This window comes from Pseudogemmobacter sp. TB195 (assembly GCF_058313095.1).
This window is the reverse complement of sequence record NZ_JBZEGG010000018.1, coordinates 32,746-59,145: the sequence shown is the minus strand read 5'-3', so window position 1 is coordinate 59,145 and position 26,400 is coordinate 32,746. Positions and strand designations below refer to the sequence as shown.

General features: G+C 63.8%; 27 protein-coding genes. 22 read left to right on the top strand and 5 right to left on the bottom strand.

Annotated features, from left to right (window positions below):
* The first annotated feature begins 31 nt into the window (after positions 1-31).
* The 4 genes from fghA (at position 32) to AC4FS3_RS18040 (ending at position 3,096) form a co-directional block, all read left to right on the top strand.
* Positions 32-862, top strand: a complete 831-nt coding sequence (gene fghA / locus AC4FS3_RS18055) for an S-formylglutathione hydrolase (protein ID WP_491021682.1) — start codon at positions 32-34, stop codon at positions 860-862.
* 158 nt (positions 863-1,020) lie between these two features.
* Entirely contained in the window at positions 1,021-1,500 is a 480-nt protein-coding gene (locus AC4FS3_RS18050; protein WP_491021681.1) for a YaiI/YqxD family protein, read from the top strand.
* A gap of 13 nt (positions 1,501-1,513) precedes the next feature.
* A complete protein-coding gene (locus AC4FS3_RS18045) occupies positions 1,514-2,476 on the top strand; it encodes a DMT family transporter (protein ID WP_491021680.1) in 963 nt (320 codons plus the stop codon).
* Positions 2,473-3,096 carry an HAD-IA family hydrolase gene (locus tag AC4FS3_RS18040; RefSeq protein WP_491021679.1) on the top strand — a complete coding sequence of 208 codons (624 nt, stop codon included), beginning with the start codon at positions 2,473-2,475 and terminating at the stop codon, positions 3,094-3,096. The genes AC4FS3_RS18045 and AC4FS3_RS18040 overlap by 4 nt, the downstream gene beginning before the upstream one ends.
* 62 nt (positions 3,097-3,158) lie before the next feature.
* Here the strand turns inward: AC4FS3_RS18040 and AC4FS3_RS18035 are convergent, their stop codons facing one another.
* Positions 3,159-3,602: an NUDIX hydrolase gene (locus AC4FS3_RS18035; RefSeq protein WP_491021678.1), complete on the bottom strand. Its 444-nt coding sequence runs from the start codon at positions 3,600-3,602 to the stop codon at positions 3,159-3,161.
* A 224-nt stretch (positions 3,603-3,826) separates the two neighbouring features.
* Between AC4FS3_RS18035 and hslO the strand changes: the two genes are divergently transcribed.
* The 7 genes from hslO to AC4FS3_RS18000 all read left to right on the top strand — a co-directional run bounded on the left by hslO (position 3,827) and on the right by AC4FS3_RS18000 (position 12,223).
* Positions 3,827-4,846, top strand: a complete 1,020-nt coding sequence (gene hslO, locus AC4FS3_RS18030) for an Hsp33 family molecular chaperone HslO (RefSeq protein WP_491021677.1) — start codon at positions 3,827-3,829, stop codon at positions 4,844-4,846.
* Positions 4,836-5,456 carry a CoA pyrophosphatase gene (locus tag AC4FS3_RS18025; RefSeq protein ID WP_491021676.1) on the top strand — a complete coding sequence of 207 codons (621 nt, stop codon included), beginning with the start codon at positions 4,836-4,838 and terminating at the stop codon, positions 5,454-5,456. Before hslO ends, AC4FS3_RS18025 begins: the two co-directional genes overlap by 11 nt.
* Positions 5,457-5,469: 13 nt before the next feature.
* Positions 5,470-6,621, top strand: a complete 1,152-nt coding sequence (locus AC4FS3_RS18020) for a CCA tRNA nucleotidyltransferase (protein WP_491021675.1) — start codon at positions 5,470-5,472, stop codon at positions 6,619-6,621.
* A 60-nt stretch (positions 6,622-6,681) separates the two neighbouring features.
* Entirely contained in the window at positions 6,682-8,538 is a 1,857-nt protein-coding gene (locus tag AC4FS3_RS18015; RefSeq protein WP_491021674.1) for an ABC transporter ATP-binding protein, read from the top strand.
* Complete coding sequence (locus AC4FS3_RS18010) at positions 8,535-10,397, top strand: ABC transporter ATP-binding protein (RefSeq protein ID WP_491021673.1); 1,863 nt, start codon at positions 8,535-8,537, stop codon at positions 10,395-10,397. The genes AC4FS3_RS18015 and AC4FS3_RS18010 overlap by 4 nt, the downstream gene beginning before the upstream one ends.
* Positions 10,390-11,625 carry a class I SAM-dependent RNA methyltransferase gene (locus AC4FS3_RS18005; protein ID WP_491021672.1) on the top strand — a complete coding sequence of 412 codons (1,236 nt, stop codon included), beginning with the start codon at positions 10,390-10,392 and terminating at the stop codon, positions 11,623-11,625. Before AC4FS3_RS18010 ends, AC4FS3_RS18005 begins: the two co-directional genes overlap by 8 nt.
* A gap of 97 nt (positions 11,626-11,722) precedes the next feature.
* Positions 11,723-12,223: a L,D-transpeptidase family protein gene (locus tag AC4FS3_RS18000; protein WP_092895730.1), complete on the top strand. Its 501-nt coding sequence runs from the start codon at positions 11,723-11,725 to the stop codon at positions 12,221-12,223.
* Positions 12,224-12,310: 87 nt separating this feature from the next.
* Here AC4FS3_RS18000 and dalA read toward each other — a convergent pair whose 3' ends face one another.
* Positions 12,311-12,829: a divisome-associated lipoprotein DalA gene (gene dalA, locus AC4FS3_RS17995; protein ID WP_092895728.1), complete on the bottom strand. Its 519-nt coding sequence runs from the start codon at positions 12,827-12,829 to the stop codon at positions 12,311-12,313.
* 263 nt (positions 12,830-13,092) lie between these two features.
* Between dalA and AC4FS3_RS17990 the strand changes: the two genes are divergently transcribed.
* A complete protein-coding gene (locus tag AC4FS3_RS17990; RefSeq protein WP_092895726.1) occupies positions 13,093-13,695 on the top strand; it encodes a L,D-transpeptidase in 603 nt (200 codons plus the stop codon).
* 144 nt (positions 13,696-13,839) lie between these two features.
* A complete protein-coding gene (locus AC4FS3_RS17985; protein ID WP_092895724.1) occupies positions 13,840-14,016 on the top strand; it encodes a hypothetical protein in 177 nt (58 codons plus the stop codon).
* Between the two features lie 204 nt (positions 14,017-14,220).
* Here the strand turns inward: AC4FS3_RS17985 and hemH are convergent, their stop codons facing one another.
* Both hemH and AC4FS3_RS17975 read right to left on the bottom strand, forming a co-directional pair.
* Entirely contained in the window at positions 14,221-15,273 is a 1,053-nt protein-coding gene (hemH, locus tag AC4FS3_RS17980; RefSeq protein WP_491021671.1) for a ferrochelatase, read from the bottom strand.
* A gap of 72 nt (positions 15,274-15,345) precedes the next feature.
* Positions 15,346-16,167 (bottom strand): methyltransferase domain-containing protein, encoded by an 822-nt coding sequence (locus tag AC4FS3_RS17975; protein WP_491021670.1) that lies wholly within the window; start codon positions 16,165-16,167, stop codon positions 15,346-15,348.
* 56 nt (positions 16,168-16,223) lie between these two features.
* Here AC4FS3_RS17975 and AC4FS3_RS17970 point away from each other — a divergent pair, with 56 nt between their 5' ends.
* The 4 genes from AC4FS3_RS17970 to AC4FS3_RS17955 are packed head-to-tail and all read left to right on the top strand — an operon-like array spanning position 16,224 to position 18,578.
* Complete coding sequence (locus tag AC4FS3_RS17970) at positions 16,224-17,000, top strand: double zinc ribbon domain-containing protein (RefSeq protein ID WP_491021669.1); 777 nt, start codon at positions 16,224-16,226, stop codon at positions 16,998-17,000.
* A 35-nt stretch (positions 17,001-17,035) separates the two neighbouring features.
* Positions 17,036-17,293 carry a glutaredoxin 3 gene (gene grxC / locus AC4FS3_RS17965; protein ID WP_491021668.1) on the top strand — a complete coding sequence of 86 codons (258 nt, stop codon included), beginning with the start codon at positions 17,036-17,038 and terminating at the stop codon, positions 17,291-17,293.
* Positions 17,293-18,135 (top strand): carbon-nitrogen hydrolase family protein, encoded by an 843-nt coding sequence (locus AC4FS3_RS17960; RefSeq protein WP_491021667.1) that lies wholly within the window; start codon positions 17,293-17,295, stop codon positions 18,133-18,135. Before grxC ends, AC4FS3_RS17960 begins: the two co-directional genes overlap by 1 nt.
* Complete coding sequence (locus AC4FS3_RS17955; protein ID WP_092895714.1) at positions 18,132-18,578, top strand: MarR family winged helix-turn-helix transcriptional regulator; 447 nt, start codon at positions 18,132-18,134, stop codon at positions 18,576-18,578. The genes AC4FS3_RS17960 and AC4FS3_RS17955 overlap by 4 nt, the downstream gene beginning before the upstream one ends.
* Positions 18,579-18,606: 28 nt before the next feature.
* On the opposite strand, the gene AC4FS3_RS17950 is transcribed toward AC4FS3_RS17955, so the two are convergent.
* A complete protein-coding gene (locus tag AC4FS3_RS17950) occupies positions 18,607-19,749 on the bottom strand; it encodes a polysaccharide biosynthesis/export family protein (protein ID WP_491021666.1) in 1,143 nt (380 codons plus the stop codon).
* A 144-nt stretch (positions 19,750-19,893) separates the two neighbouring features.
* Between AC4FS3_RS17950 and AC4FS3_RS17945 the strand changes: the two genes are divergently transcribed.
* The 5 genes from AC4FS3_RS17945 to AC4FS3_RS17925 all read left to right on the top strand — a co-directional run bounded on the left by AC4FS3_RS17945 (position 19,894) and on the right by AC4FS3_RS17925 (position 26,273).
* The gene (locus AC4FS3_RS17945) at positions 19,894-20,754 is read left to right on the top strand and encodes an NAD-dependent epimerase/dehydratase family protein (protein WP_491021665.1); all 861 of its coding nucleotides are present in this window, start codon (positions 19,894-19,896) and stop codon (positions 20,752-20,754) included.
* A 3-nt stretch (positions 20,755-20,757) separates the two neighbouring features.
* Positions 20,758-21,381, top strand: a complete 624-nt coding sequence (locus tag AC4FS3_RS17940) for a sugar transferase (RefSeq protein ID WP_491021664.1) — start codon at positions 20,758-20,760, stop codon at positions 21,379-21,381.
* A gap of 99 nt (positions 21,382-21,480) precedes the next feature.
* Positions 21,481-23,403 (top strand): polysaccharide biosynthesis protein, encoded by a 1,923-nt coding sequence (locus AC4FS3_RS17935; protein ID WP_491021663.1) that lies wholly within the window; start codon positions 21,481-21,483, stop codon positions 23,401-23,403.
* A 180-nt stretch (positions 23,404-23,583) separates the two neighbouring features.
* Positions 23,584-25,644 carry a YjbH domain-containing protein gene (locus AC4FS3_RS17930; RefSeq protein ID WP_491021662.1) on the top strand — a complete coding sequence of 687 codons (2,061 nt, stop codon included), beginning with the start codon at positions 23,584-23,586 and terminating at the stop codon, positions 25,642-25,644.
* Complete coding sequence (locus AC4FS3_RS17925; protein ID WP_283177131.1) at positions 25,635-26,273, top strand: YjbF family lipoprotein; 639 nt, start codon at positions 25,635-25,637, stop codon at positions 26,271-26,273. The genes AC4FS3_RS17930 and AC4FS3_RS17925 overlap by 10 nt, the downstream gene beginning before the upstream one ends.
* Positions 26,274-26,400 lie beyond the last annotated feature (127 nt).

Genomic DNA, 26,400 nt, shown 5'->3' with positions numbered 1-26,400 from the left:
CTCCTCATCCGGAGACGAAAGAGGAGAGACCATGAAGACGATTTCGGAAAACCGCTGCTTTGGAGGGGTGCAGGGCGTCTATAGCCATGCCTCGGAGACCACGCGGACCGATATGACCTTTGGCCTTTTCCTGCCGGAAGGGGCCGAAGACGGGCCCGTGCCGCTGTTATGGTATCTCTCGGGCCTGACCTGCACGCATGAGAATGCGATGGTGAAAGCCGGCGCGCAACGCTGGGCCGCAGAGGCCGGCATCGCTTTGATCTTCCCCGATACCAGCCCGCGCGGCGAGGCAGTCGCCAATGACGAGGCCTATGATCTGGGTCAGGGCGCCGGCTTCTATGTGAATGCGACCGAAGGCCCCTGGGCCAGGCATTACAAGATGTGGGATTATGTGACGGATGAGCTGCCGGACCTCGTGTTCCGCGCCTTCCCGCTGGAGGAGGGCCTTCAGGCGATCACCGGCCATTCGATGGGCGGCCATGGCGCGCTGACCATCGCGATGAGTCTCCCGGGTCGCTTTTCCTCGGTCTCGGCCTTTGCGCCGATTTGCAACCCGATGGCGTCAGACTGGGGCCGCAAACAGTTTACCGCCTATCTGGGCGCGGATGAGAGCACATGGGCGCCGCATGACGCCTCGGCGCTGATGCGCAAACGTGGCTTTGACGGGCCGGTGCTGATCGACCAGGGCACCTCTGATCAGTTCATCGACCTGCTGAAACCCGAAGCCCTTGCCGCCGCGATGACCGAACGCCGCCAGGGCGGCACCTTCCGGATGCAGAAAGGCTATGACCACAGCTATTTCTTCGTGTCCTCCTTCATCGAAGATCACATCTCCTTCCATGTCGACGCGCTGAGGGGCTGAAGACAAAGAGGGGGCCCTGCCCCCTCGGCCCTTTCAGGGCCTCTCCCCCGGGATATTTAGAGACAGATGAAAATATCCGTGTTTCATCTGTCCTTAAATATCCCCGCCGGAGGCTTCCCCGGCCAGCCAGAGATGACAACGCATGTCAGGAATGCCCGATGACGCTCTATATCGACGCTGATGCCTGCCCGGTGAAAGCCGAGGCCGAACAGGTTGCAACCCGGCTGCGCCAGCCGATGGTGCTCGTTTCGAATGGCGGCATCCGGCCCTCAGCCAATCCACTGGTTTCGTCTGTCTATGTCGGTCAGGGTCTGGATGAGGCAGATCGCTGGATTGCGGATCACGCGGGGCGCGGTGATGTGGTGGTGACCTCGGATATCCCGCTGGCCGCGCGCGTGATCGAAGGTGGCGCCTTTGTCGTCAAACCCAATGGGGAAGAGTTGCATGAGCGCAATATCGGCTCGGTTCTGGCCACCCGCGATCTGATGGCAGACCTGCGCTCGGCTGATCCGTTCCGGCAGGGGGGTGGCCGCGCCTTCTCGAAAGCCGACCGCTCGCGGTTTCTGGAATCGCTGGATCGCGTGATGCGCCGCGCCGATGTCGCGGGCAGGACAGACGCCGGCGGAAAAGCAGGCTGAACCTGCTGCCATCATGTCTGAGCCCATACACCATGCCGGCCCATCCGGCCCCTCGCCGGTTCTGACCGGCATCCTGCTCGCCGCAGGAGGCACCGCGCTTTACTCGGTCAATGATATGGCGATCAAGCAGCTGTCCAGCGGCTATGCGCTGCATCAGATCATCCTAATCCGCTCGCTGATCGGGATGACGGTCCTGCTGTTCCTGATCGCGCGCTCCGGGCGCGGCTTTGCGCAGCTGCGCACCCGCAGGCCACTGGGCCACCTGATCCGCGTTCTCGTCATCCTGATCTCGAACTCGGTATATTACACCGGCCTCGCGGTGATGCCGATGGCCGATGCGGCGGCGGTGTCGTATACGAGCCCGCTGATGGTGACCGCGCTTTCCGTCCTTGCGCTGCATGAACGTGTCGGACCAAGGCGCTGGTTTGCGGTATTCCTCGGTCTGATCGGCACCATCCTGATCCTGCGACCCGGCGCCGGGGTCATCCAGATCGCCGCCTTCCTTGTGCTCCTGTCTTCGCTGCTCTATGCGATCGGCAATCTGATGACCCGATCAATGCGCGAAACCGAGACGGCGATGACATTTTCTTTCTATGTCATCTCGGGTTTCATCATCCTGTCATCGCTCATGGGTCTTATCTGCGGTGATGGCCGGTTCGACACCGGCGATGAGCTCTGGAGCTTTCTGTTGCGCCCCTGGATCTGGCCGCCGCTTGCCGATATCCCCTGGCTTTTGCTGACCGGCTGCTGCGTGGTGACCGGCGGGCTTATGGTCGCTCAGGCCTATCGCACCACCGAAGCCGCCATCCTCGCCCCTTTCGACTATACCGGGATGCCGATGGCGATTTTCTGGGGCGTCACCATTTTTGGCACCTGGCCCGACCTCACCTCCTGGGGCGGCATCGCGCTGATCTGCGGCTCGGGCATCTATATCGTCTGGCGCGAGGCGATCATCGGCAAAAGGAAAAAGACGTGACACCCGAAGCCGTCATCTTCGACATCGGTAATGTGCTGCTCCGCTGGGATCCCGAGGGTTTCTATGACCGCGAGATCGGCGAGGACCGCCGCCGCGCGCTTTTTGCCGAGACCGGCGTGATGGAAGTGAATGACGAAGTGGACGCCGGCGCGCCGTTCCGCGCCTCGATCGAGGAGCTCGCTGCACGCCATCCGGCCTGGGCGGCCGAGATCATGATGTGGCATGACCGCTGGCATGATCTCGCCTCGCCGCCGATCACCGGAGCAATCCGGCTGCGTGACACTTTGCGCGCAAAAGGCATCCCCGTCTTTGCTTTGACGAATTTCGGCGACGGTTCCTGGGACCATGCCCTGCTGCGCTACGGCTTCCTCGCCGATTTCGACCGGCTCTATATCTCGGGCCGCCTGCGGCTGGTGAAACCAGACCCCGCGCTCTACGCGCATGTCGAGGCGGATTGCGGCATTGCCCCCGACCGGCTGCTCTTTGCCGATGACCGCGCCGACAATATCGCGGCCGCCGCCAGGCGCGGCTGGCGCACCCATCAGGTCGAAAGCTGGGAAGGCCTCGCCCGTCGTCTCGTCGCGGAAGACCTGCTGACCGAGGATGAGGCCGGGCTCTGATCGCCCCTGCCTCCTGATCAAAATACTACCGGGGATGCGGAGGGAAATGCCCCCCGCTTCCGTCACCGGCCAGCCAGCACTCGTGCCAGCATGGCGCGGTCACCCTCGCTGCCCAAAAGCTCCAGCGCCTCTCCCGGGGTCAGCCAGACTGCCGTATGGCCCGGCTCGCCTGGCGGCCCGTGCCGCAGGACCGGCCGCGCCAGCCAGACCGTGCAGACCTTCTCGGCCCAGAAGTCATAATCCGGCATGAAGGTGAACCGCCGATAGGTCCCGATCCGGCGCGGCGCGTCAATCTTCCAGCCGGTCTCCTCAAAGACCTCGCGATGCAATGCCGCCAGAGGGTTCTCGCCCGGATCTATTCCGCCGCCCGGCAGCTGAAACTCCGGCACCGGACTTTGCTGAAAGGTGGTCAGGATCCGGCCCCCGCGCAACAGAACCGCATAGACCCCTGGTCGCCGGCGATACTGCTGCCCGGGTTTCACCGCCTCGCCATACCGTCTGATCATCGCATCCCCATACAGCGCCCCATAAACGGCCCCCCTTGGTCACCCGCCCTGGCGCGCCTATATAGGCCGTCGAACCCAGTCCCGGCCCGGGTGCCGTTCTGCCACCAGCCTTGCCAGAGCCCGCCCTGATGGGCAAGGCTGATGGCGTGCGCGTGCAGAGCCCAGGCCCTGCCCGGGTCTCAGCCCTTCAGACATGCGCAAATTCCGCGCCCGAGGATAAATCTATGGCAACCGGGATCCAGATCGGCTCCAAAATCGCATGGGATGACACGGTCCTTCCCTTCCAGCTCGACCTCAGCGGCATCCGTGGCCGGGTCGCGCGGCTGGACGGGGTGCTTGACCAGGTCCTTTCGCAACACAAATACCCGCCCGCCATCGAGGCGCTGGTGGCAGAATGTGCGCTTCTGACCGCGCTGATCGGGCAGACGATCAAACTGCGCTGGAAGCTCTCGCTGCAGATCCGGGGCAATGGTGCGGCCCGGCTGATTGCCACCGATTATTACGGCCCGACCGCCGAGGGCGAACCCGCCCGCATCCGCGCCTATGCCAGCTATGATGCTGAGCGCGTTTGGGAAACCGATGATCCTTTCTCGCTGATCGGCGACGGGTATTTCGCGGTCATGCTCGACCAGGGGGAAGGGATGCTGCCCTATCAGGGCTTTACCCCCATCGCCGGGGGCAGCCTGAGATCCTGTGCCGAAAGCTATTTCGCGCAATCCGAACAGATCCCGACCCGTTTCGCACTGAGCTTTGGCAAAAGCCACGAGCCGGGGCGTGAGGCCGGCTGGCGCGCGGGCGGCATCATGCTGCAACATATGCCGCAAACCGGCGGTGTGGCCGCGGCGCAGGGCTCGGGCGAAAGCGGGCTGCTGACCCATGCGGATATTCTTTCCGGCGCACCGGCCGAAGACTGGAACCGCGCCAATCACCTCCTCGACACGGTCGAGACGCTGGAGCTGATCGGCCCCAATGTCGCGCCGACGGAACTGCTGGTGCGGCTGTTCCACGAGGAAGAGCCCCGGGTGTTTGACGCACAGCCGTTGCGGTTCGGCTGTTCGTGCTCGGAAGATAAGGTGCGCAACACGCTCTCGATCTACAGCCAGAAAGACATCGCCCATATGACGACACCCGAAGGCAAGGTCACCGCCGACTGCCAGTTCTGCGGCGCGCATTACGAGATGGATCCGGCGACGCTCGGCTTTGAGGGCACAGCTGCGGCCAGCGCCACCGGCAATGGCGGCTGACCTTTCGCCCGAGACGCTGCGGCAGCTCCTGGCTTTGCCAGGGGCCGCCCCGCCATCGTCGGATTACGACCTGAACCCCGGCATCCGCCTGCCCGAGGGCCGCAAACTGCGCCCCGCTGCGGTGCTGATCCCGGTGCTGCTGACCCAGGGCGGCGCGCGGGTCATGCTGACGAAACGCTCCTCGCAGCTGAAACACCATCCCGGCCAGATCGCCTTCCCGGGCGGCAAGACCGACGAGGGGGATGCCGGCCCCGAGGCCACCGCCCTGCGCGAGGCATGGGAGGAAACCGGCCTTGCCCCCGGCGCGGTCGAGGTCCTTGGCCGCCTGCCAGATCATGAGACGGTGACCGGCTTTCAGGTCACCCCGATTCTGGGGCTTATAGCGGCCCCGTTTACCCCGCGCCCCGAGGCCGGCGAGGTCGCAGAGGTTTTCACCGTGCCGCTGGCACATCTTCTGTCGATCCCGCGTTACTCGATCGAGCGGCGGATGTGGCGCGGTGAATGGCGACGCTATTACACCGTGCCCTGGGGGCCCTGGTATATCTGGGGTGCCACCGCCCGCATCCTGCGCGGCCTGGCCGGGCGCGCTGCCGGGCGGGACGGATCATGAAAACCACTGCATCATGAAGATTACCGGCGACTGGCTCACCCGCGCCGAAAGCCAGCAGGTCTTTCACATGCTGGAAAGCGCGGGCCATCAGGCTCTGGCGGTGGGCGGCTGCGTCAGGAATGCGCTGATCGGCGCGCCGGTGGCCGATGTCGATATCTCGACCGATGCGCGCCCCGACCGGGTGATCGAACTCGCGCGCGCGGCGGGGTATCGCGCCGTGCCGACCGGGATCGACCATGGCACCGTCACCGTGATCATCGGTGACGCGCCCTATGAGATCACCACCTGGCGGCGCGATGTCGAAACCGATGGCCGCCGCGCTGTGGTGGCTTTTGCCGACCGGATCGAAGACGATGCCATGCGGCGCGACTTCACCATGAACGCGCTTTACGCCCGGGCCGATGGCACCGTGACCGACCCTTTGGGCACCGGCCTCGCAGATGCACTGGCCCGCCATATCCGCTTTGTCGGCGCGGCAGAGGCGCGGATCCGCGAGGATTACCTGCGCATCCTGCGCTTCTTCCGTTTTTACGCCTGGTATGGCGACCCGGATGAGGGCCCGGACCCGGACAGCCTCGGCGCCTGCGCGGCGCTGGCGGGCGGGGTCGACACGCTGTCGCGCGAAAGGGTCGGGGCCGAGCTGAAAAAGCTCCTCGCCGCCCCCGATCCGGCACCTGCGCTGGCGGCGATGCAGGCTGCGGGCGTGCTGGCGGCCGCGTTGCCCGGCGCCGATGCGCGCCAGGTCGCCTTGCTGGTCCATTTCGAGGCGGGCCGCACCCCGCGCTGGACCCGCCGCCTTGCGGTCATGGGCGGCGACACTCTGGGCGAGGCACTACGCCTCTCACGCGCCGAGAGCACAGAAATCACCCGCCTGCGCGAGGCCACCCTGGAAGGCGGCGCCCCTACCCGGCTGGGCCATATCCTCGGCACAGAGACCGCCACCGACGCCATTCTCGCGCGCGCGGCGCTGCTCGAAAGCCCGCCGCCCCTGGCTTGGGAAGACGCGGTCGCGCGCGGTGTCGCCGCCACTTTCCCCGTCACCGCTGCGGATCTGATGACGGATTACAGCGGCCCCGCGCTTGGCCGACGGCTGGCGGCGCTGAAAGAGGCCTGGCTCGCATCGGATCTGACCCTCGGCAGAGACGCACTGCTGGCTCTGCCCTGAGCCGCAGTTTCCTTCTGCCGCAAAACCGTATAGACACCCGGGACAATTCCGGGTGCTGAAATGTTTCGCTTTTTCGAGGGTCTCGTCGACCCATATACCGCCTATTCCGAAACGGATACCCCGCCGCGCAAGCTCTGGCCCTGGCTGAGGGACTATATCCGCCCCTTCCGCAAGGTCTTTGCGGTCACCGGCACCCTGTCGGTGGCCTCGGCCTTCATTGAAGTGGCGATGATCTGGTATCTCGGGCGGCTGATTGACCTGATGGTAACGTCGGGGCCCGCCGCCTTTTTTGCCGCACACGGGCTGGAAGTGGCGCTGATCGCGCTGGCGGTCCTGGTGATACGCCCGATGATCCAGGTCGGCAGCGTGGCGCTTCTGCACAACACGATCCTGCCGAATTTCGGCACCATGATCCGCTGGCGGGCGCATCGCCATGTCCTGCGACAGCCGGTCGGCTGGTTCGAGAGCGACTTTGCCGGCCGCATCGCCAACCGCATCATGCAAACGCCGCCCGCCGCAGGTGATGCGGTGTTCCAGACATTTGACGCTGTGGCCTTTGCCGCCGTCACGGTGGTCGGTGCCGGGCTTATGCTGGCCGAGGCCGATCCGCGCCTGCTGGTACCGCTGGTGCTGTGGTTCGCGCTTTACATGGCGCTGGTCCGCTGGACGATCCGCCGCGCCGGACCGGCCGCAATGGCAAGCTCGGATGCGCGTTCAGCCGTGACCGCGCGGGTGGTCGATGCCTATTCCAACATCCATTCCGTCAAGCTCTTCGCCCATCACGACCGCGAAATCCTCTATGCGAAAGAGGCGATCGAAAACGCCCGAGCGACCTTCCAGAAGGAAATGCGGATCATCACCAGGATGGATCTCGCGCTGACGCTTCTGAACGGGTTCCTGATCATCGCGATCATCGGCTGGGCGGTCTGGCTCTGGGTTCAGGGTCATGCCTCGACCGGAACCGTCGCCGCCGCTTCGGCGCTGGTTCTGCGGCTGAACAATATGACCTTCTGGATCATGTGGGCCTTTTCCGGCCTCGTTCAGGCTCTCGGCGTGGTGCAGGAGGGGATGCAGACCATCACCCAGCCCATTCAGCTGACCGATGCGACCGGCGCGAAACCGCTGGATTATCGCGAGGGGCTGATCGAGCTGAAAGGCCTGCGCCACCATTACGGGCGTGAGGCGGGCGGCATCCAGGGCATCGACCTGGTGATCCGTCCGGGCGAGAAAATCGGTGTGGTCGGGCGGTCGGGCGCGGGGAAATCTTCGCTGGTGAAGCTGATCCTCAGGTTCTACGACCCGGAAGGCGGCCAGGTGCTGATCGACGGCCAGGATGTGACGAAAGTCACCCAGGATTCCTTGCGCCGGCTGATCGGCATGGTGCAGCAGGACAGTTCGCTGATGCACCGCTCCGTGCGCGACAATATCCTTTATGGCCGGCCGGATGCGACGGAAGACGAGATGATCGCAGCCGCCAGACGCGCCGATGCACATGAGTTCATCCTGACGCTGGAAGACCCTGCAGGGCGCCGTGGCTATGACGCCCATGTCGGCGAGCGTGGCGTGAAGCTTTCGGGCGGCCAGCGGCAGCGGGTGGCTCTGGCGCGGGTGATCCTGAAAGACGCCCCGATCCTGATCCTCGACGAGGCCACTTCGGCGCTGGACAGCGAGGCGGAAGCCGCGATCCAGGCCGCGCTTTACGGCGTGATGCAGGGGAAAACCGTGATCGCGATTGCGCACCGGCTTTCCACCATTGCCGAGATGGACCGCATTGTCGTCCTGGATGATGGCCGCGTGGCCGAACAGGGCAGCCATGCCGAATTGCTGGCGCGGAACGGGCTTTATGCCCGGTTCTGGGCGCGCCAGTCAGGCGGCTTTATCGGTCTTGAAGACCAGTCTGAGGATCAGCCGCAATGAGCGTTTTCGCCTGGCTCGGAGCAAGGATCGACGCGTTCCGTCCGGCGGATGGGCCGCCGCCGCAGCAGCTCGGCGCCTTCATGCGCTGGTGCCTGCGCGGCGCCTGGCCCTGGATGGTGGTCGCGGGTGTGATCTCGGCGCTGACCGGCGTGACCGAGGTGGTCAGCGCGATGATTCTCGGCCAGGTGATCGATGCCGCGGTCACGTCCGGGCCAGAGGCCTTTTTCAGCACCCATGCCTGGCTTTTGCTGGGCTTTCTTGGCTTTTACCTGATCGTAAGGCCGCTGGCTTTCGGGCTTGGCAATGCCTCGAACGCGGTGGTGATCGGGCCGAATGTGATGCCCCTGGTGCTGTCGCGCCTGCATCGCTGGACGCTTGGCCAGCCGGTGACCTTTTTCGACAATGACTTTGCCGGCCGCATTGCCACCAAACAGATGCAGGCGGCCCGCGCCGTCACCGATACGGCGTCCGAGATCATCAATACCGTCTGTTTCGCGCTGGCCTCGGTGATCGGTTCAGCGATTTTCCTGATCGCAATTGACCCCATCGTTGCAGTCGCCCTGCTGGTCTGGCTGGTCGCGTACCTGCTGATGATCCGCTTTTTCCTGCCGCGGATCCGCAAGAATTCGGCCGCCCGCGCAGCAACCCGGGCCATGGTTTCAGGCCAGGTTGTCGACACGATCACCAATATCAAGACCGTCAAGCTGTTCGCCCATCACCGGTTCGAGGATGAAGTTGCGCTGAAGGCGATGGAGAATTTCCGCGACGCCTCGCTGGAATATGGCGAGATCTCCACCTGGTTCCGGCTGGCGCTGATGACGCTGGCGGGGGTGCTGCCGGTGATGCTGATTGGCGGCACGCTGCTGCAATGGCAGGCCGGGGCGGCGACGGCGGGGGATATCGCGGCGGCGGGCGCGGTGGCTCTCAGGATCGCGCAGATGTCGGGCTGGGTCTCCTTCACGCTGATGGGGATCTATACTTCGGTCGGCGAGGTCGAGGACGGGATGAAGACGCTCTCGATCCCCCATGCGCTGGCCGATGCCGAAAGCGCGATCGAACTGCCAAGGATCCGGGGCGAGATCGGCTATAATGGCGTGACTTTTGCCTATGGCCGCACCGATGAGAAAGGCCGGGGCGGGGTGCGCGGCATCCGCCTGACCATCCTGGCGGGCGAGAAGATCGGCATTGTCGGTGCGTCTGGCGCGGGGAAATCGACATTGGTTTCGCTGCTGCTCAGGCTTTACGACCCGGAAAAAGGATCGGTCACCATTGACGGCCATGACCTGCGCGGCGTGACGCAGGAAAGCCTGCGCCGTCAGATCGGCATGGTCACGCAAGAAACCGCGACCTTCAACCGATCCGCCTGCGACAATATCGCTTATGGCAATCCCGAGGCCTCGCAGGCCGAGATCGAAGCGGCGGCGCGTGCCGCCGAGGCACATGACTTCGTCTCCTCCATGGTCGATCACCAGGGGCGCCAGGGCTATGACGCCTTCCTTGGCGAGCGCGGCGTCAAGCTTTCCGGCGGCCAGCGGCAGCGCATCGCTCTGGCGCGGGCCTTCCTGAAAAACGCACCGATTCTGGTGCTGGACGAGGCGACATCGGCGCTTGACAGCGAGGTCGAGGCTTCGATCCAGGAGGCGCTGGAACGGGTGATGCAGGGCAAGACCGTGCTTGCCATCGCGCACCGGCTTTCGACCATCGCGGCGATGGATCGCATCATCGTGATGGAAAAGGGCGAGATTGTCGAAGAAGGCAGCCATGAGGCGCTGCTGGCACAGGACGGGCGCTACGCGCGGTACTGGAAACGCCAGTCGGGCGGCTTCATCGTCACCGAACAGGAAGAAGCGAATGGGTGAAACGGTTCGGCTGGTCATTGACCGGCTGGGGCATCTGGGCGACGCGATTGCGTCTGGCCCGGATGGTGCGGTGTTTGTTGCCGGGATGCTGCCCGGCGAAGAGGTCGAAGGCATATTGCAGGGCGACCGTCTGACCGGCGCGCGAATCGTGACGCCCTCGCCTGCGCGTGTAAAACCGCCCTGTCCGCATGCGAAAAGCTGCGGTGGCTGTCAGCTGCAACATGCCTCGGATGATTTCGTCGCCGGCTGGAAACGCGATGTGGTTGCCCAGTCGCTGCGCCTGCAGGGGATCGAGGCGCCGCTTTTGCCCGGGGTTGTGACCTCGCCACCCGCCACACGGCGGCGCGCGACCCTGTCGGGGCGGCGCACCAAAGGCGGTGTGCAGCTTGGGTTTCACGCCAAGGGCCAGGAGCTGATCATCGCGATGCCGGGCTGCAAACTGCTGCATCCCGACCTGATGGCCACCCTGCCCGCGCTGGAGGCGCTGGTGCAGTTCGGCGGCTCGCGCACATCCGAGATCCAGCTTCAGGTAACGCAAAGCCTCGCGGGGCCGGATGTGGTTGTGACCGGCGGCAAGGTACTGGATGGCCCGGCCCAGATGGAGCTTGCGCGGCTTGCCGAGCGGTTCTCCATCGCGCGCCTGACCTGGGACAAAGAGATCATCTCGCAACGCGAGGCCCCGGTGATCCGGCTGGGCACGGCGCGGGTCGAATTCCCCCCCGGCGCCTTTTTGCAGGCGACATTCCAGGGTGAGGCGGCACTGGTCAGCGCGGTGAAAGCCGCCGTCGGGGGCGCGAAGCGCATCGCGGATCTGTTCTGCGGGCTTGGCACTTTCGCCCTGCCGCTGGCGGCAGAGGCTGCGATTCATGCGGTCGAGGGCCACCCTGCCCTCACGGGTGCGCTTGAAAAAGCCGCGCGCAACACGCCGGGGCTGAAGAAAATCACCACCGAGACGCGCGATCTCTTCCGCCGCCCGCTTGAGACCGATGAGCTGAAGGGCTTTGACGCGGTGGTGATCGACCCGCCCCGTGCCGGAGCCGAGGCGCAATGCCAGCGGCTCGCGGTGTCAGAGGTGCCGGTGATCGCGATGGTGTCCTGCAACCCCGTCACCTTCGCGCGCGATGCAAAGATCCTGATCGCGGCGGGCTACCAGCTCGACCATGTTCAGGTCGTCGACCAGTTCCGCTGGTCGGTTCATATCGAACTGGCCGCCCGCTTTTCGCGTTGAAAATAACGCATCCGTGAGACCGGATGGCGACGGGAATGCTGGCCTCAGTAAGGTGATTCCGCTATCCGGTAAAAAAACAGGCGAGCGGAAACACTCCATGCGGGCATTCAGACTTCTTATTATCCTGGCGCTTGCGGTGACGCTGGCAGCCTGCGGCAAGAAGGATACCAAATTCCGGACATATAAGGGCCCGGAGGTCACTTCGGTCGTCATCAAGAAGACCGACCGAATCATGTATCTTCTTCACAATGAAAAAGTGCTGAAGAAATATGATGTGGGCCTCGGCTTTGCTCCGGTCGGCCACAAGCAGTTCGAAGGGGACGGCAAGACGCCCGAAGGCACCTATTACATGACCTTCAAGAACCCGAATTCGCGCTATCACCTGTCGCTTTACGTGAATTACCCCAATGTCATCGACAAGGAATTCGCGCTTTTGCAGAACAAAAAGCCTGGCGGTGAGATCTTCATCCATGGCGGGCCGCGCAACAAGGTCTCGGTGCGGGACTGGACCGAGGGCTGTATCGCCGTGACCGATGATCAGATCGAAGAGGTCTATTCCATGGTCAATCTGGGCACGCCGATCCACATCCTGCCCTGAATTCTCGCCTCATAACCAGTACCCAAAACAAAACGGGCGACCTGTGCGGGGCGCCCGTTTTGCTTTGAATGGGTCTCTGATTCCGGATCAGCCGCCGGTAACCAGCGTCCACCAGATTTTGCCGCCCTCTTCCTGATACCAGGCGAAGCCCGCCTCGCGCGCATTCGGATCGAGAATCACATCGCGCTGGTCCTTGGCCGCCATCCAGACCGAAAGCGTCTCCAGCTCCGTCTGATAGGTCTCAGAGATATTCTCGCCCAGAAGCCGCCCGTTATAGCCCGCGCGCTGCACCCGAGTCAGCGGCGAAGAGCCGTCAGAGCCGAAATGCCAGGGGCGGTTCTGCACCGACATATCGCGCGAATGGGTCTCTGCCGCCGCATTCAGCGCCGCGCTGAAGGCCAGAGGCTGTGCGCCCTTTGCCCGGCGCATCGTATTGACGCTGTCGAGGAAGCGATAAGGGATCTGTTCGGCAATGGCCGGGGTGATGCGATAGATGCGCGGCAGCGGTTTGCCATCCGCACCAAGCTGCACCGGTTCGGTTCCCGCCCCCACACATGCCGCCAGCAGAAGTGCCGGCCCCAGGGCCAGGAATGCTCGTCTGTTCATGCTCTCACCAACTACTGCCCGTTTCGGTGTTTTGCCCCCTTTTATCCGTTCTGCGGCGCGGGCGCAAATGCTACGCATAACTCAGACGACGGGCGGCCCCCGGGGCCATGCCCAACGGCGGCGCCGACATCGCCCCCGCCCGCTTTCGCGCCTTTGCACAGCGCAGGGCGCCGCCATGCACCGAAGTTACAACCGTTTGATTTGCGCATGACGCCGGAAAACACTAGGTTCCGCACAAAAATACCCATTGCAGGAGTAAAGAGATGTCCGCTGACCACCTGAATCGCCGCAGGGTGCTTGGCAATGCCGCCGCGTTGGGGGCCGCCGCTCTGGGCGCCTCTGCCTTCGGAGCCGCCACTTTCGGCACCGGGCTGACGCCGGCAATGGCCCAGGATACTCCGCGCAACAATGCCTCCAGCTTCCGGATGCTGGACTGGCGGGGCTATTTCGACAACACCCGCAAAGGGGCGATTCTCGTCGATATCACCTCGCGGGCGCTTCACTTCTGGTCGGAAGACCAGTCGGTCTACCGGCTTTACCCGACTTCGGTGCCGCTCTCGGATGATCTGACCCGTCTGGGCCGGACCGAAGTGGTGCAAAAGGTCGTCAATCCGTCCTGGCGTCCGACGCCCTCGATGAAAGAGCGCAATCCGGAATGGCCGGATGTGGTCGAAGGCGGTGCTGCGGACAATCCGCTTGGAACCCGCGCAATGTATCTGAGCTGGACCTATTACCGGATCCACGGCACGCATGACACGCGCAAGATCGGGCGGAAATCGTCCAATGGCTGCATCGGCATGTATAATGAACACGTGCAGGAACTTTACGATATGGCGCAAATTGGCACACAAGTGTTGCTAATTTGACGACACTTTAGCCCTACATACAGCACCCGCTTACAGCGAATTGCATTTTCCAGGGGCTCCTGATTAACAAACGGTTACGAGGACACTTGGGTGCATGTCGTGACCTCTGCAATACCACGGCATGCTGTAACTGGAGATTCTAAGATGAAAAAAATCGCGCTTGCCGCTGCTCTCTCGGTTGCCGCTTCGTCGGCTTTCGCAGGTGGTGTTGTTGAACCCCATATGGAGCCGGAAGTCGTGAAGCAAACGACGTCGTCCTCGGGCGGCATCCTTGTTCCGCTGCTGGTGCTCGTTGTGATCGCAGCAGCTGCCGCAAGCTGATCACTGAAGCAATTCATGGAAAGGGACGGCAGAGTTTCTGCCGTCCCTTTTCATTTGTGCCGATGCGTGAATGCCCATGCGTTCTGCCTGTGTCGGTCCTTGGCGACAGATGCGCCAATGAAAGGCAGGGTGAACCCAGACCGCCCTGCCGGAAGTAGCCGTCAGAACCACCCCGCAAAACGGCCCGGAAGGTGCCTCGCCGGCTCAGACCCAGCCGGCCAGATTCGCTGCGATGATGCCGGTGAGGGCCTCGATATGGGCCGGATCGTCATTGAGGCAGGGAATATAGGTGAAGCGCTCGCCCCCGGCATGCAGGAAGGCCTCCTGAATCTCGCCCTGGATCTCTTCCAGCGTCTCGATGCAATCGGCCGAAAAGGCCGGCGCGATCACTGCGATCCGCTTCCTTCCCTGTTTCGCCAACTCGGCCACATATTCGACCGTATAGGGGCGCAGCCATTCCTCGGTGCCAAAGACCGACTGGAAAGACGTATGCAGCTCTGCCTCGTCCCAGCCGAGCGCCTCGCGCAACAGGCGCGAGGTCTTGCGGCATTGGCAGAAATAGGGGTCACCCTCTTCGACATAGCGTTTCGGCATGCCGTGATAGCTTGCGACCAGCAGATCGGGACGGTGATCCAGCGCCGCATAGGCGCGGGTGACCGACCCCGCCAGTGCCGTGATATAGGCCGGGTTGTCGTAATATTCCGGAACGATCCGGACCGAGGGCTGGCGCTTTTCCTGCATCAGCGCGCGGAAGAGCTGGTCATTCGCCGTCGCCACCGTTGCCCCCGCATATTGCGGGTAAAGCGGCAGGAAGGCGATCTTCGTGCACCCTTTTGCGATCAGCGCTTTCAGCTTTTCTTCGGTCGAGGGCTTGCCGTAACGCATGCAGAAATCGACCTCGACCCGGTCGCCGAACTGCGCCTTCAGCGACGCCGCAAGCGCAGCCGTCTGCGCCTTGGTGATCGTCATCAGAGGCGATTCGTTCAGGTCTTCGTTCCAGATCAGCTTGTAATTCGCCCCCGAGGTGAAAGGGCGTTTCGACAGGATCACCGCCTGCAACAGCGGCTGCCATTTCCAGTCCGGGATATCGATCACCCGCTTGTCTGACAGGAATTCGTTCAGATAGCGGCGCATCGACCAGTAATCATAGCCGTCAGGCGTGCCGAGATTGGCGATCAGCACGCCGATCTTCTTGCTGCCCGTCACCGGATGCCCTTCGGGAAGCCCGTTCGCCGCGCTGTTTCTCGCGTCAGTCATGCCTGTCGCTCCCTCTGCTGGTTGCGGGTCCGGGATACAGGCTTGACCTGTGGGGTCAAGCGCAAGGCCGCATCACGGCAAGCGGTGTTCCGTCGCATGAAGCGCATCCGCCAGCCGCGCGCGCGCCGATCCGGGGCGCAGGGGCTTTTGCTGGCTTTCATGCGGGGTCCATCCGGTCAGGCAGATCACCTCGAATGTGGCCTCGATCCGGTCGCCGGCTGCCGGGAAATTCTGCCGGTAGATCTCGCCCGCCCTGAGAAACAGCGCGCGCGATGTCGGGCGGCGCAACCGGGCTGCCAGCGCATTGGTCTCGCCCATGGCGCGCAGGTCCGACATCAGATGGAAAATGTCGCGATAGGCCACTTTGCGGGTGAAACTGTCGGCCACCGGCAGTGCGAATCCGGCACGTTGCAACAGCGCGCCCAGATCGCGGATCTCTGCCATCGGCAGGATCCGGGGCGAGAGACCGCTACTGATTTCGGCCTCGGCCTCGGCAAGACAGGCGCGCAGCTCGTGCAGCGTTTGCCCGCCGAACAAAAGGGCGAGGAACAACCCGTCGGGCTTCAGGGCGCGAAACCCCTGCACCATCTGCCCGACCGGATCATCCGCCCAATGCAGGCTCATCGCGTGGATTACGGCATCCTGGCTGCCAGGGGCCAGCTCCAGCAGCGGCAGATCCGGGGAGTGCGGCAGATCCGGCAGCGCCCCGGCCCAGAAATCCGGAAAACCGCTGATCAGAACCGGCGCCGTAAACCTCCTGTTAACCGAAAGCAGCCTTTCCTTGATCTCATCGGCAGCCTCTTCAAGCAGGAAAAAGGCCGGATCAGGCAAGGCAACCGCGCGACGGCGGTGCAGCGAAAGGGCGTGGCGATCGGTCAGGACAGGTGCGGACATGATGGCGGAAAATAGGGGGCGCAGGCAAAGATGCAAGCGAAGATACGGTGATCAGGATGCGTCCTGGCCGGGCCGCCCTGCTGGCGAGAACGCTGGGGCTCGGGGTGATCCGGGCGGTATTTCCGCCGCAATGCCTTGCCTGCGGCGGGCTGGTATCATCGGATTTCGGGCTTTGCGGCAGCTGCTGGCGGGACACGCCGTTTATCACCGGCGCCTGCTGCAGCACTTGTGGCCTTGAGGTGCCCGCAGATCCGGATGCCTCCGGGGCAGCTGGCGGCGGGGATCACCTTTGCGAGGAATGCCATGCCGCCCCCCGCCCCTGGGCGGCCGGGCGCGCGGCGATGCTGTACAGGGCGGCGACCGGGCGCAGCCTTGTGCTGGCGCTGAAACATGGCGACCGGCTGGATCTGGCGCGTCCAATGGGCCAGTGGCTCGCGCGCGCGGCACGGCCCCTGCTGGCCGAAGGCATGGTGATCGCCCCCGTGCCGTTGCACCGCTGGCGGCTCTTTCGGCGGCAATACAACCAGGCTGCCCTTTTATCGCATGAACTGGCCCGGCTGACCGGGCTTGATCACGTCCCCGATCTGTTGACCCGCCCGCGCGCCACCGGCAGCCAGGAGGGCCGCTCGCGCGAGGCGCGCTTTGCCGCGCTGGACGGCGCGATCCGCATTTCGCCACGCCAGGCCGCCCGGATCCGGGGGCGTCCGGTGCTGCTGGTCGATGATGTAATGACCTCGGGCGCGACATTTTCCGCAGCCACTGCCGCCTGTCATGCAGCAGGCGCAGGGCCGGTATCTGTTCTCGCCCTCGCACGCGTTGCACGCAATGGTTAAATCCCTATAGTTCCATCCGGAATAAGGGACCAGCCATGCGTAAAGTCGAGATCTACACCACCCCCACCTGCCCCTATTGCCTCGCGGCAAAGCGGCTTCTGACGAAAAAGGGCGTGGCCTTCACCGAGATTGACGTCAGCCGCGACCCGGATCTGCGGATCGCCATGACCAATCGTGCCGGCGGGCGGCGGACGGTGCCGCAGATTTTCATCGGCGAGACCCATGTCGGCGGCTCGGACGATCTGCATGCGCTGGAGCATGAGGGCAGGCTTGACCCCCTGCTGGCCGGCTGATGCGCGCGGCTCTGATCCAGCTGAATGTGACAGACGACCCGGTCGAGAATCTCGCCTCGGTCCAGGGTATGTTTCGCACCGCGGTGGCCTCGGGTGCGGATTTCATCCTGACGCCCGAGATGACCAATTGCCTGTCCTCATCGCGCGATCACCAGCGCAGTGTTTATCACCATGAGGACGACGACCCCACGCTCAGCGCCTTGCGCGAGGCAGCAGCGGCGGCGGGGAAGCATCTGCTGATCGGTTCGCTGGGGCTGTTGACCCGCGATGCGGATGGACGATTCGCGAATCGCTCCTTTCTGATCGGGCCGGATGGCGGCATCCTCGCGCGGTACGACAAAATTCATATGTTCGACGTCAATGTCTCGGAAACCGAGATCTACCGCGAGAGCGCAGGCTATCGGCCCGGCGACCGCGCGGTGGTGGCGGAAACACCCTTTGGTAAGGTCGGCATGGCGGTCTGCTATGACCTCCGCTTCCCGCATCTTTTCCGCCACCTCGCGAAAGGCGGCGCAGAGATCCTGACGGTGCCGGCGGCCTTCAACGACACAACCGGCCGCGCGCATTGGGAGACCCTGCTGCGCGCCCGCGCCATTGAAAATGGCTGTTTCGTCCTCGCCCCTGCCCAGACCGGTTTTCACCGCGAGGCGCATGGCCGCGGGCGGCGCACCTGGGGCCATTCGCTTGCCATCGCGCCCTGGGGCGAGGTGATCGCCGATGGCGGGACCGAGCCGGGCGTCACCCTGGCCGATCTCGACATTTCCCAGATCGCGCGGGCGCGGGGCCGGGTTCCGGCGCTGACCCATGACCGCGATTTCAGTGGGCCGGACACAAATCTATGAGCCAGGACCGCACCGAAGACATTGCCGTCGCGCTGTTTGGCGAATTGTTCATGACCGATCAGCTGGCGCGCAACCGCATCTCGAAGGCACTGCCCAAGGGCATGGAACTGTCGCAGTTTTCGGTGCTGAACCACCTCGCGCGGGTGCAGGATGAACGCAGCCCGGCGCAGCTTGCGCGCGCGTTCCATGTCACGCGGGGCGCGATGACCAACACGCTGTCGCGGCTGGAATGGGCCGGGCATATCCATATCCGCCCCGACTGGGATGACGCACGCCGGAAATTCGTGGCGATCAGCCCCGCCGGACGCGCCGCCCGCGATGCCGCCGTTCAGGCGGTGACGCCGATGATTGCCGAAGTGGTCGAGGCGCTTGGCCAGGACCGCGTGCGCGCCGTCCTGCCGGTCCTGCGCGAGATGCGGGCAAGGCTGGAACAGGAGGGCTGAAGGCCCTCCCGCCGCCTCGGTCCCGCAATCAGTTGTTCGAAATCGCCTGGGCCGCGCGTCCGATGCCCATCACACCCGCCGCAAGGCCGATGATGGAGGCCGCCGAGCCGATCGGGCTTTCTGCCACCACAACCACATCCTTGTTCTGGATGTAGAACTGTCCGGCCGAGAACAGTCCGTCTGCCGAGGTCAGGTCGATGGCAAAGATCACGCGTTGCTTGTCCGGGCCCACGCCCGCCGCGCTGCTCGCCGCACGCAGCGCAGTCGCCGGATAATTGCGCAGGACCAGCACCGATTTGGCATCCGCACGCGCATCGTTCAGCCCGCCGGTCAGCGACAGAGCCTCCAGCGCGGTCACCCGCTCTTGCGGGAAGGGCACCTGCGATTCGGCGCCCGAAGCGCCCAGCGCGATGAAATAGCGCTCATCCGATTCGACATAGACCTTGTCGCCGCCACGCAGCGTGGTGTCCTGCGCCGGGTCTTTCAGCAGCCGCTCTGCAGAGATGCCGTAGAGCTTGCCGTCGCGCATCAGCCGCACATAGGGGTTCTTCATCGCGGCGGGGATGCCGCCTCCCATGGCAAGCAGGCCCAGCACGGTAAAGTCCCGCGAGGGCATCGGATAGCTGCCAGGCGCATTGACGCCTGAGACCAGATCGACGGTCGATTTATGCCCCGGCTGATGCGCGACCAGCACCTGCGACGAGGGCATGATCGTTTCGATTTTTTTCTGTACCGCCTCGCGCGCCTGGTCGGGGGTCATATTGCCAATATAGACCTTGTCGGCGAAGGGCAGGTAGATCGACCCATCGGGCGAGACGGTAAGCCCCGGCAGCGCCACGAGTTTCTGTCCCGGCTGCGACAGGAGCGTCACATCCCCGGTCTCCCAGATCGTCAGATCGACCTTGTCGCCGGCCTGGATAGTATTGCCCGAAGGCCCACGCTTTTTCGTCAGCCAGCCCGAGGTGGCGGCGCCCCCGCCCATGCCGGGCCAGCCCGAGACCCGCCCCACCGTATCGCGCGACACATGCACCACCTGGAAATCGGCGTCTTCGGCATCAGCGCCGCGCAGGATCTCGCTCGCCTTCCCCGCCCCTCTCGGCGCGGTGCAGCCGGCAAGTGACACAGAGACAGTGGCTGCGACAAGCAGCCTGACGACAGACGAGGAACGCATACAAATCTCCGGCGGCAGCCCTGGAATTCCGGCATCGTGCCTGTCCGCATATCCCCATATATGGACAGTTCGACCCCCGGGACCATAAGCTCTGGTCGGCTGCGGTCAATTGCCTGTGACATTGGCCGGGACGATTTGGCGGGAATGCGGCGCAAAAACCTGGGGGCAACTCTGTCAGATACCACTGTTATTGTAACCGGCGCGGCAGGCCGGGTTGGCTCGATCCTGAAACGGGTCTGGACGGCCGCGCCACCGCCGGCGCTGCGGTTTCTGTGGTCTTCGCGGCAGGAGACGCCCGGCATCCGCTGGGATATCGGCGCCGGCCCTGCACCGGCCTGGCGGCGGGATGCGATCCTTTTGCATCTGGCCGGCACGACCGGCGCGAGGGATCCGGGTTCCAATCCGGGTCTGATCCCGCCGGTGCTGGAGGCCTGTCGCCAAAATCATGTCCGCCATCTGGTCTGTCTCTCAACTGCGGCCGTCTATGCGCCGGGGCCGGTGCCGGCCCGCGAAAGCGACCCGCCTGCGCCGCCGGGCCCCTATGGTGCGGCCAAGCTGGAGGCCGAGCGTCTGCTTGTGGCATCGGGCCTGCCGCTGACCATCCTGCGGCTTGGCAATCTGGCCGGGGCCGATGCACTTTTGGCCCCGCGCGCGCCCGGGCAGGACATTCGCCTCGACCCGGTTGCAGATGCGCCGGGCGGGCCATTGCGGTCCTGGATCGGCCCCCTCACCTTCGCCCAGGCACTGGCCGCGCTGCTGGGACGGATTGCAGCAGGCGAAGCCCTGCCGCCCGTGCTGAATATCGTGCAGGCGCCACCTTTGGGCATGGCCGACCTCCTGCGCGAGGCAGGCCTCGCATGGGGCTGGGCCGCACCCAATCCAAAGGTGGTGCCGGTCGCAACCCAGGACAATGCCGCGCTTGCCGCGCTGCTGCCGCTGCCTTCTGCCACGCCCGCACAGATCATCGCGGAAATCCAGGCGCTGCGCGCCCTGCCGGAGCCATAAACCATGACCCCCGGCAAACGCCTCTTTGACCTTGTTCTCGCGCTGGTGGCAGCCTGTCTGCTGGCTGTGCCGGCGCTGATCATCGCGATCTGGATCCTGATCCGTTCCGGCCGGCCGGTTTTCTACCTTGCCGAGCGGATGAAGACCCCCGACCAGCCGTTCCGGCTGTGGAAATTTCGCACCATGACGGTGGACCACACGGTGGACCGCGCCGATAGCGGCGTCTCGGGCGGCGATAAAAGCGCACGCATCACCCGCGAGGGCCGCATCCTGCGCCGCTACCGGCTTGATGAGATCCCGCAGATCTGGAACATACTGAAGGGCGATATGAGCATTGTCGGCCCGCGCCCGCCCTTGCGGCAATATACCGAGGCCTTCCCCGATCTTTACCGCGAGGTGCTGCAATGCCGCCCCGGTCTCACCGGCCTCGCCACGCTGCACTTCCATCGCCACGAGGCATGGCTGCTTGCGCAATGCCGTGACGCGGTCGAGACCGACGAGGTTTACCGGCGGCGCTGTGTGCCCAGAAAGGCGCATCTCGACCTGATCTACCGCGCCAAGCGCAGCCTTTGTTACGATATTGTCATACTTGGCCGCACGATCGGGCAGGTTTTACGGCGGAAATAGGCAGGTAAGCGCCACCGATACTCTGCCTTGCATGTTATGCTTGCCCGGTTGGTGGCATATGCTCATTCTGTGTTCAGTTACCTGGTGATCTTTCTGACAATGACATCTTTTCGCAAGACGCTGTTCTGGATCTCCCAATCTCTGACCAGGCAGCACAAGCAACTGGCCATCTGGCTGCTCGATGTCTCGCTGGCCCCATTCAGCTTTTTGCTGGCCTGCATTTTCACGTATAATACACTCTGGCCCAGCGAGCAGCTCTCGCGGCTGGGGCTGGTCTTTCCGCTGCTGGCGGTGTTTGGCGGCTTTGCCTCGGTCGCCTTCGGGCTGCTGCGGGTCAAGCTGAAAAGCTATGAGACCTTCGGCACCATAGGGATCTTCCCCTATGCGGCAGTGGTGGCGACCGGCGCCTTTTTCGTTACCAGCCTGCCGGGGCTCTATTTTCCAGTGGTCGGCACGCTGGCCTTCGCGCTGATCCTGTTTTTATCCGCCATCGGGTCGCGTGTGATATTGCTGCAGCTTTACCTCTCGGCGCTGCGCTATAACAAAGTGCCGGTACGGGTTCTGATCTATGGTGCCGGCACCACGGGCTTACGTCTCGCTTCGGCCCTGAAAGCGCATGAGACGATCCGCGTTGTCGCCTTCCTTGATGATGACACGAACCTGTCCAGCCAGCGCATTGCCGGGCTGCGCATTCTTTCGCCGCAGTGGATTTCCGACATTGCCCGCAATCATGAGATCAACCGGGTGATCCTGGCGATCCCGTCGCTGTCGGCACCAAAACAGATGCGGATCGTGCGGCAGATGCAGGCGCTCGGGCTGGAGGTGCAGGTGCTGCCCTCGTTCGAGCAGCTCGCCGGTGCCGAGATGCGCGTCGATACGCTGAAATCGGTTTCGCCGGGGCATTTTCTGAACCGCGACCGGCTTGATGTCGGCCTGCCGGACGGATCGGACGCCTATTACGGCCGCTCGGTCCTGGTCTCGGGCGCCGGGGGGTCTGTCGGGTCCGAGCTGTGCCGCCAGCTTATGTCCTGCGGACCGGCGCGGCTGGTTCTGTTCGAGATGTCCGAACTGGCGCTTTACACCATCGAGCGCGAACTCGCCGCGCTCCCCTGCGCGCAGGGCATCCATATCGAACCGGTGCTGGGATCGGTAACCGATGCCCGCACCCTGCGCCGCACCATCCTGGAAAACGGCGTCGAGGTGGTGCTGCATGCCGCCGCCTATAAACATGTGCCGCTGGTCGAGGCCAATCCGATTTCGGGTCTGGTGAACAATGTGCTGGGCACCAGGGCGCTGGCCGATGCCTGTGTCGAGGCGGGGGTGCAGCGCTTCCTGCTGGTTTCGACCGATAAAGCGGTCAGGCCAACCAATGTGATGGGCGCCTCCAAACGGCTGGCGGAACTGGTGATCCAGGACATGGCGCATCGCCACCCGGGCACGCATTTCTCAATCGTGCGGTTCGGGAATGTGCTGGGGTCTTCCGGCTCGGTCATTCCGCTCTTCAAGGATCAGATCGCGCATGGCGGGCCGGTCACGCTGACCCATGAAGACGTCACCCGCTATTTCATGACGATTTCCGAGGCGACGCGGCTCGTGCTGCTGGCGGGCTCGTTCGAGGATGCCTCGACACGCGGGCGCGCCAATGTCTTCGTGCTGGATATGGGCAAGCCGGTCCGGATCCGCGATCTTGCAACCCAGCTGATCGAAGCAGCGGGCTATACTTTGCGCGATGAGAACAACCCGACCGGCGATATTGAAATCACCGTCATCGGGCTGCGTCCTGGCGAAAAACTGCATGAGGAATTGCTGATCGGCGACGGCCTGTTGCGCACGCCGCATCCCAAGATCCTGCGCGCGAGTGAAGAAGACGAAACCCGGCTGGAAATTCCGCTTCTGCTGCAACGGCTTGGCCGGATTGCCGCCACGGGCGATGCCGCGGAAGCCCGTGAACTTGCGATCAGCGTCGCCTGCGGCACTGGCGAAGCCGGGCGGGATCTCAACGCGGCAGTGATGTCGCAGTGACGCGGTTCCTGCCAATCTGTGGGCAGCTGCGCACAGCAGGGCTTGCCGTCCGGTGCAGGCTTTCGCATAGATGGGGCGAACGGAGGGTCAGTTTTGGCAAGCAAGACACGTAGCCTTCTGCTTGCGACGGTTTGTGCATCGGTGATGACGTTTCCCTTTGTGCGAGAGTCGAAGGCAGAGATGAAACCGACGCTGAGCTTCAGCGGCGTGCCCGGCCTTATTGATATGCCCTCGGGCGATGCTATGCCGGATGGGACCTTCAATCTCTCTGTTTCGAAGTTTGGCGCGGTGTCTCGCGCGACACTCAGCTTCCAGATCACCTCCTGGATGGCCGCAAGTTTCCGGCTGCAGGCGACCGGCAAGTGGAACGATGTTCTGCCCGACCCGAATGATTATTCGACCTATAATGACCGAAGCTTCGATCTGCGATTTCGCCTCGCGGAAGAGGGCACATGGATGCCCGCTGTCACCCTCGGGTTGCAGGATTTTCTGGGGACAGGCTTTAATTCTGCCGAATATCTTGTCGCGACCAAAACCTTCAACGACAGGCTGAAGGTGACCGCCGGCATCGGCTGGGGGCGTTTTGGCAGCTACCAGTCCTTTGGCAATCCGTTCGGCGGCGTGCGCGACACCTGGGATTCCGCCACCGGCCTCGGCTCAGAGCTGAACGCCGATAACTGGTTTCGCGGCCCGGCCGCACTCTTTGGCGGCCTTGAATATAAGATCAACGACAAATGGACGGTGAAGGCCGAGTATTCCAGCGACAATTACAATCTGGAATCCGGCGACCGGAAAGTGTTCGAGCGCAAGAACCCCTATAATATCGGCGTCGAATACGCTTGGGGCGACAATGTCCGCATCGGCGCCTATTCGCTTTACGGGTCGGAATTCGGGCTTTCCTTCCATTTGGTGATGGATCCGAAAAACCGCCCCGGCACCATCGGCGTGCTGGGGTCAGGGCCGATCCCGGTGATCACCCGCCCGTCGCGTGCCTCGAACCCGGATGCTTATGACGGCGGCTGGGTGACGCAGGCCGATGCCAATGGTGTGTTGCGCAAGAACCTGAACCGCTATCTGGAAAAGGACGGAATCCGGATCGAGGATTTCGCCTATACCGCTGATCGCGTGCAGATCCGCATCCGCAATGACAAGCTTGACGCCCCGGCCCAGGCGATAGGCCGCACCGCCCGCGCCCTTGCCGCTGTGATGCCGGCCTCGGTCGAGACCTTTGAGATCGTGCCGGTCGTCAAAGGCATGGGCGTGTCGAAAGTCACCATCCGCCGTTCGGATCTTGAACGGCTGGAGCATACGCCCAACAATGCCGCGACCCTGCGGGACCGTGTCACCTGGGCCGATGCAGGCGAGATGATCCCCGGTGGCGCAGGCGCCGAAGAGGACATGTATCAGAAACTCCGCTGGCGCATCCTGCCGGGCTTCCGCGTGACGTCGCCGGCGCATGGCGATATCGGTATCCGCGCCTCGGCCAGCTATGATTTCGCCCCTGGCTGGGTGGCCTCGGGCACCATCTATCAAAAGATCGCCGGCAATTCCGAGAAAGCCCATCTGGTCCCCAAAGGCGGCACCCTGCCCCATGTTCGCTCGGACACGCGCAAATATAACGAGGATTCCGATTTCGCGTTCGAACGCGCGACGCTGGCCTGGTACGCCCACCCTGCCCCGAATTTCTACAGCCGCGTCACCGTCGGTTATCTGGAACGGATGCATGGCGGCGTCTCGGGTGAGGTGCTCTGGAAGCCCGCCGACAGCCCGCTCGCCCTTGGGGTCGAGGTGAATTACACCAAGCAGCGTGACACCGACGGCATGCTGGGCTTTGGCGACTATGACTATGCCATCGCGACCGGCTACCTTTCGGCCTATTACGATTTCGGCAATGGCTATCTCGGCCAGCTAGATGTCGGGCGCTATCTTGCGGGCGATGTCGGCGCAACGCTGACGCTGGACCGCGAATTCGCCAATGGCTGGAAAGTGGGCGCTTTTGCCACCCTGACCGATGCCAGCGCGGCAGAGGTTGGCGAGGGGCGGTTCGACAAGGGGATCCGCATCACCATCCCGATGAACTGGATGCTCAGCAACCCGTCCCGCCAGGAAATCAGCCAGACCATCCGCCCGCTGCAACGCGACGGCGGCGCGCGTGTCGATGTCGAGGGCAGGCTCTATGACACGATCCGCGATTATCACTCTGACCGGGTCGATGACCAATGGAGCCGCGTATGGCGCTGAAAACCACCACCGGCGCGCTGGCGCTGCTCGCCACGCTCGCGGGCTGCGGCAAGCTGGAAAAGCTCATCCCCGGGGTCAGCGACCTGACGGGCGGCGAGGCCGGTGGCCAGCTGGCACCGATCGGCAATGTCAGCCGCGCCGCGATCGAGAAATCGGGCGGGCCGGTGATGAAACTGCGCGTCCCCTCGCGCGGGATCGAGACGTTCCTCACCATCCGCGACCGTCGTGGCGATGTGACACAATGGTTCTCGGCGGATGGGATGCTGTTCTCGTTCCGTGGGGATATCCTGATCGAGACCCGGGGGCTTGGCGCTGATCTGATGTCCTCTGCTGCCCCCCAGGCCGGCCAGATCGCCTCGGGCGGCGCTTACCGGCGGTCGTATTTCTATATGGATGCCGATGACCAGACCGGACGGCGCGATTACAATTGCGTCACCACCACCGACGGGTCCGAGACGGTGACGATCTACGGGCGCGGCCACAGCACCCGCAAGATCAGCGAGACCTGTGAACGCGAAGGCGGGCGCCTCACCAATCATTACTGGCTGGAAGGCGGCAAGGTCCGCAAATCGCGCGAATGGGTCAGCCCGGGCATCGGCCAGATCGAATTCGAACGCGTGGTCGACTGACCGCGCGCGGGCAAGAAAGTGACGGGGGCAGGGAATCCCCGCTGCCTCGCCCGCAGCACCTTATCTTTTATCCGACGCATCACAGGCTTTCGGGCACTGAGGCATATATTCTGGCCTCCTGTAGCCG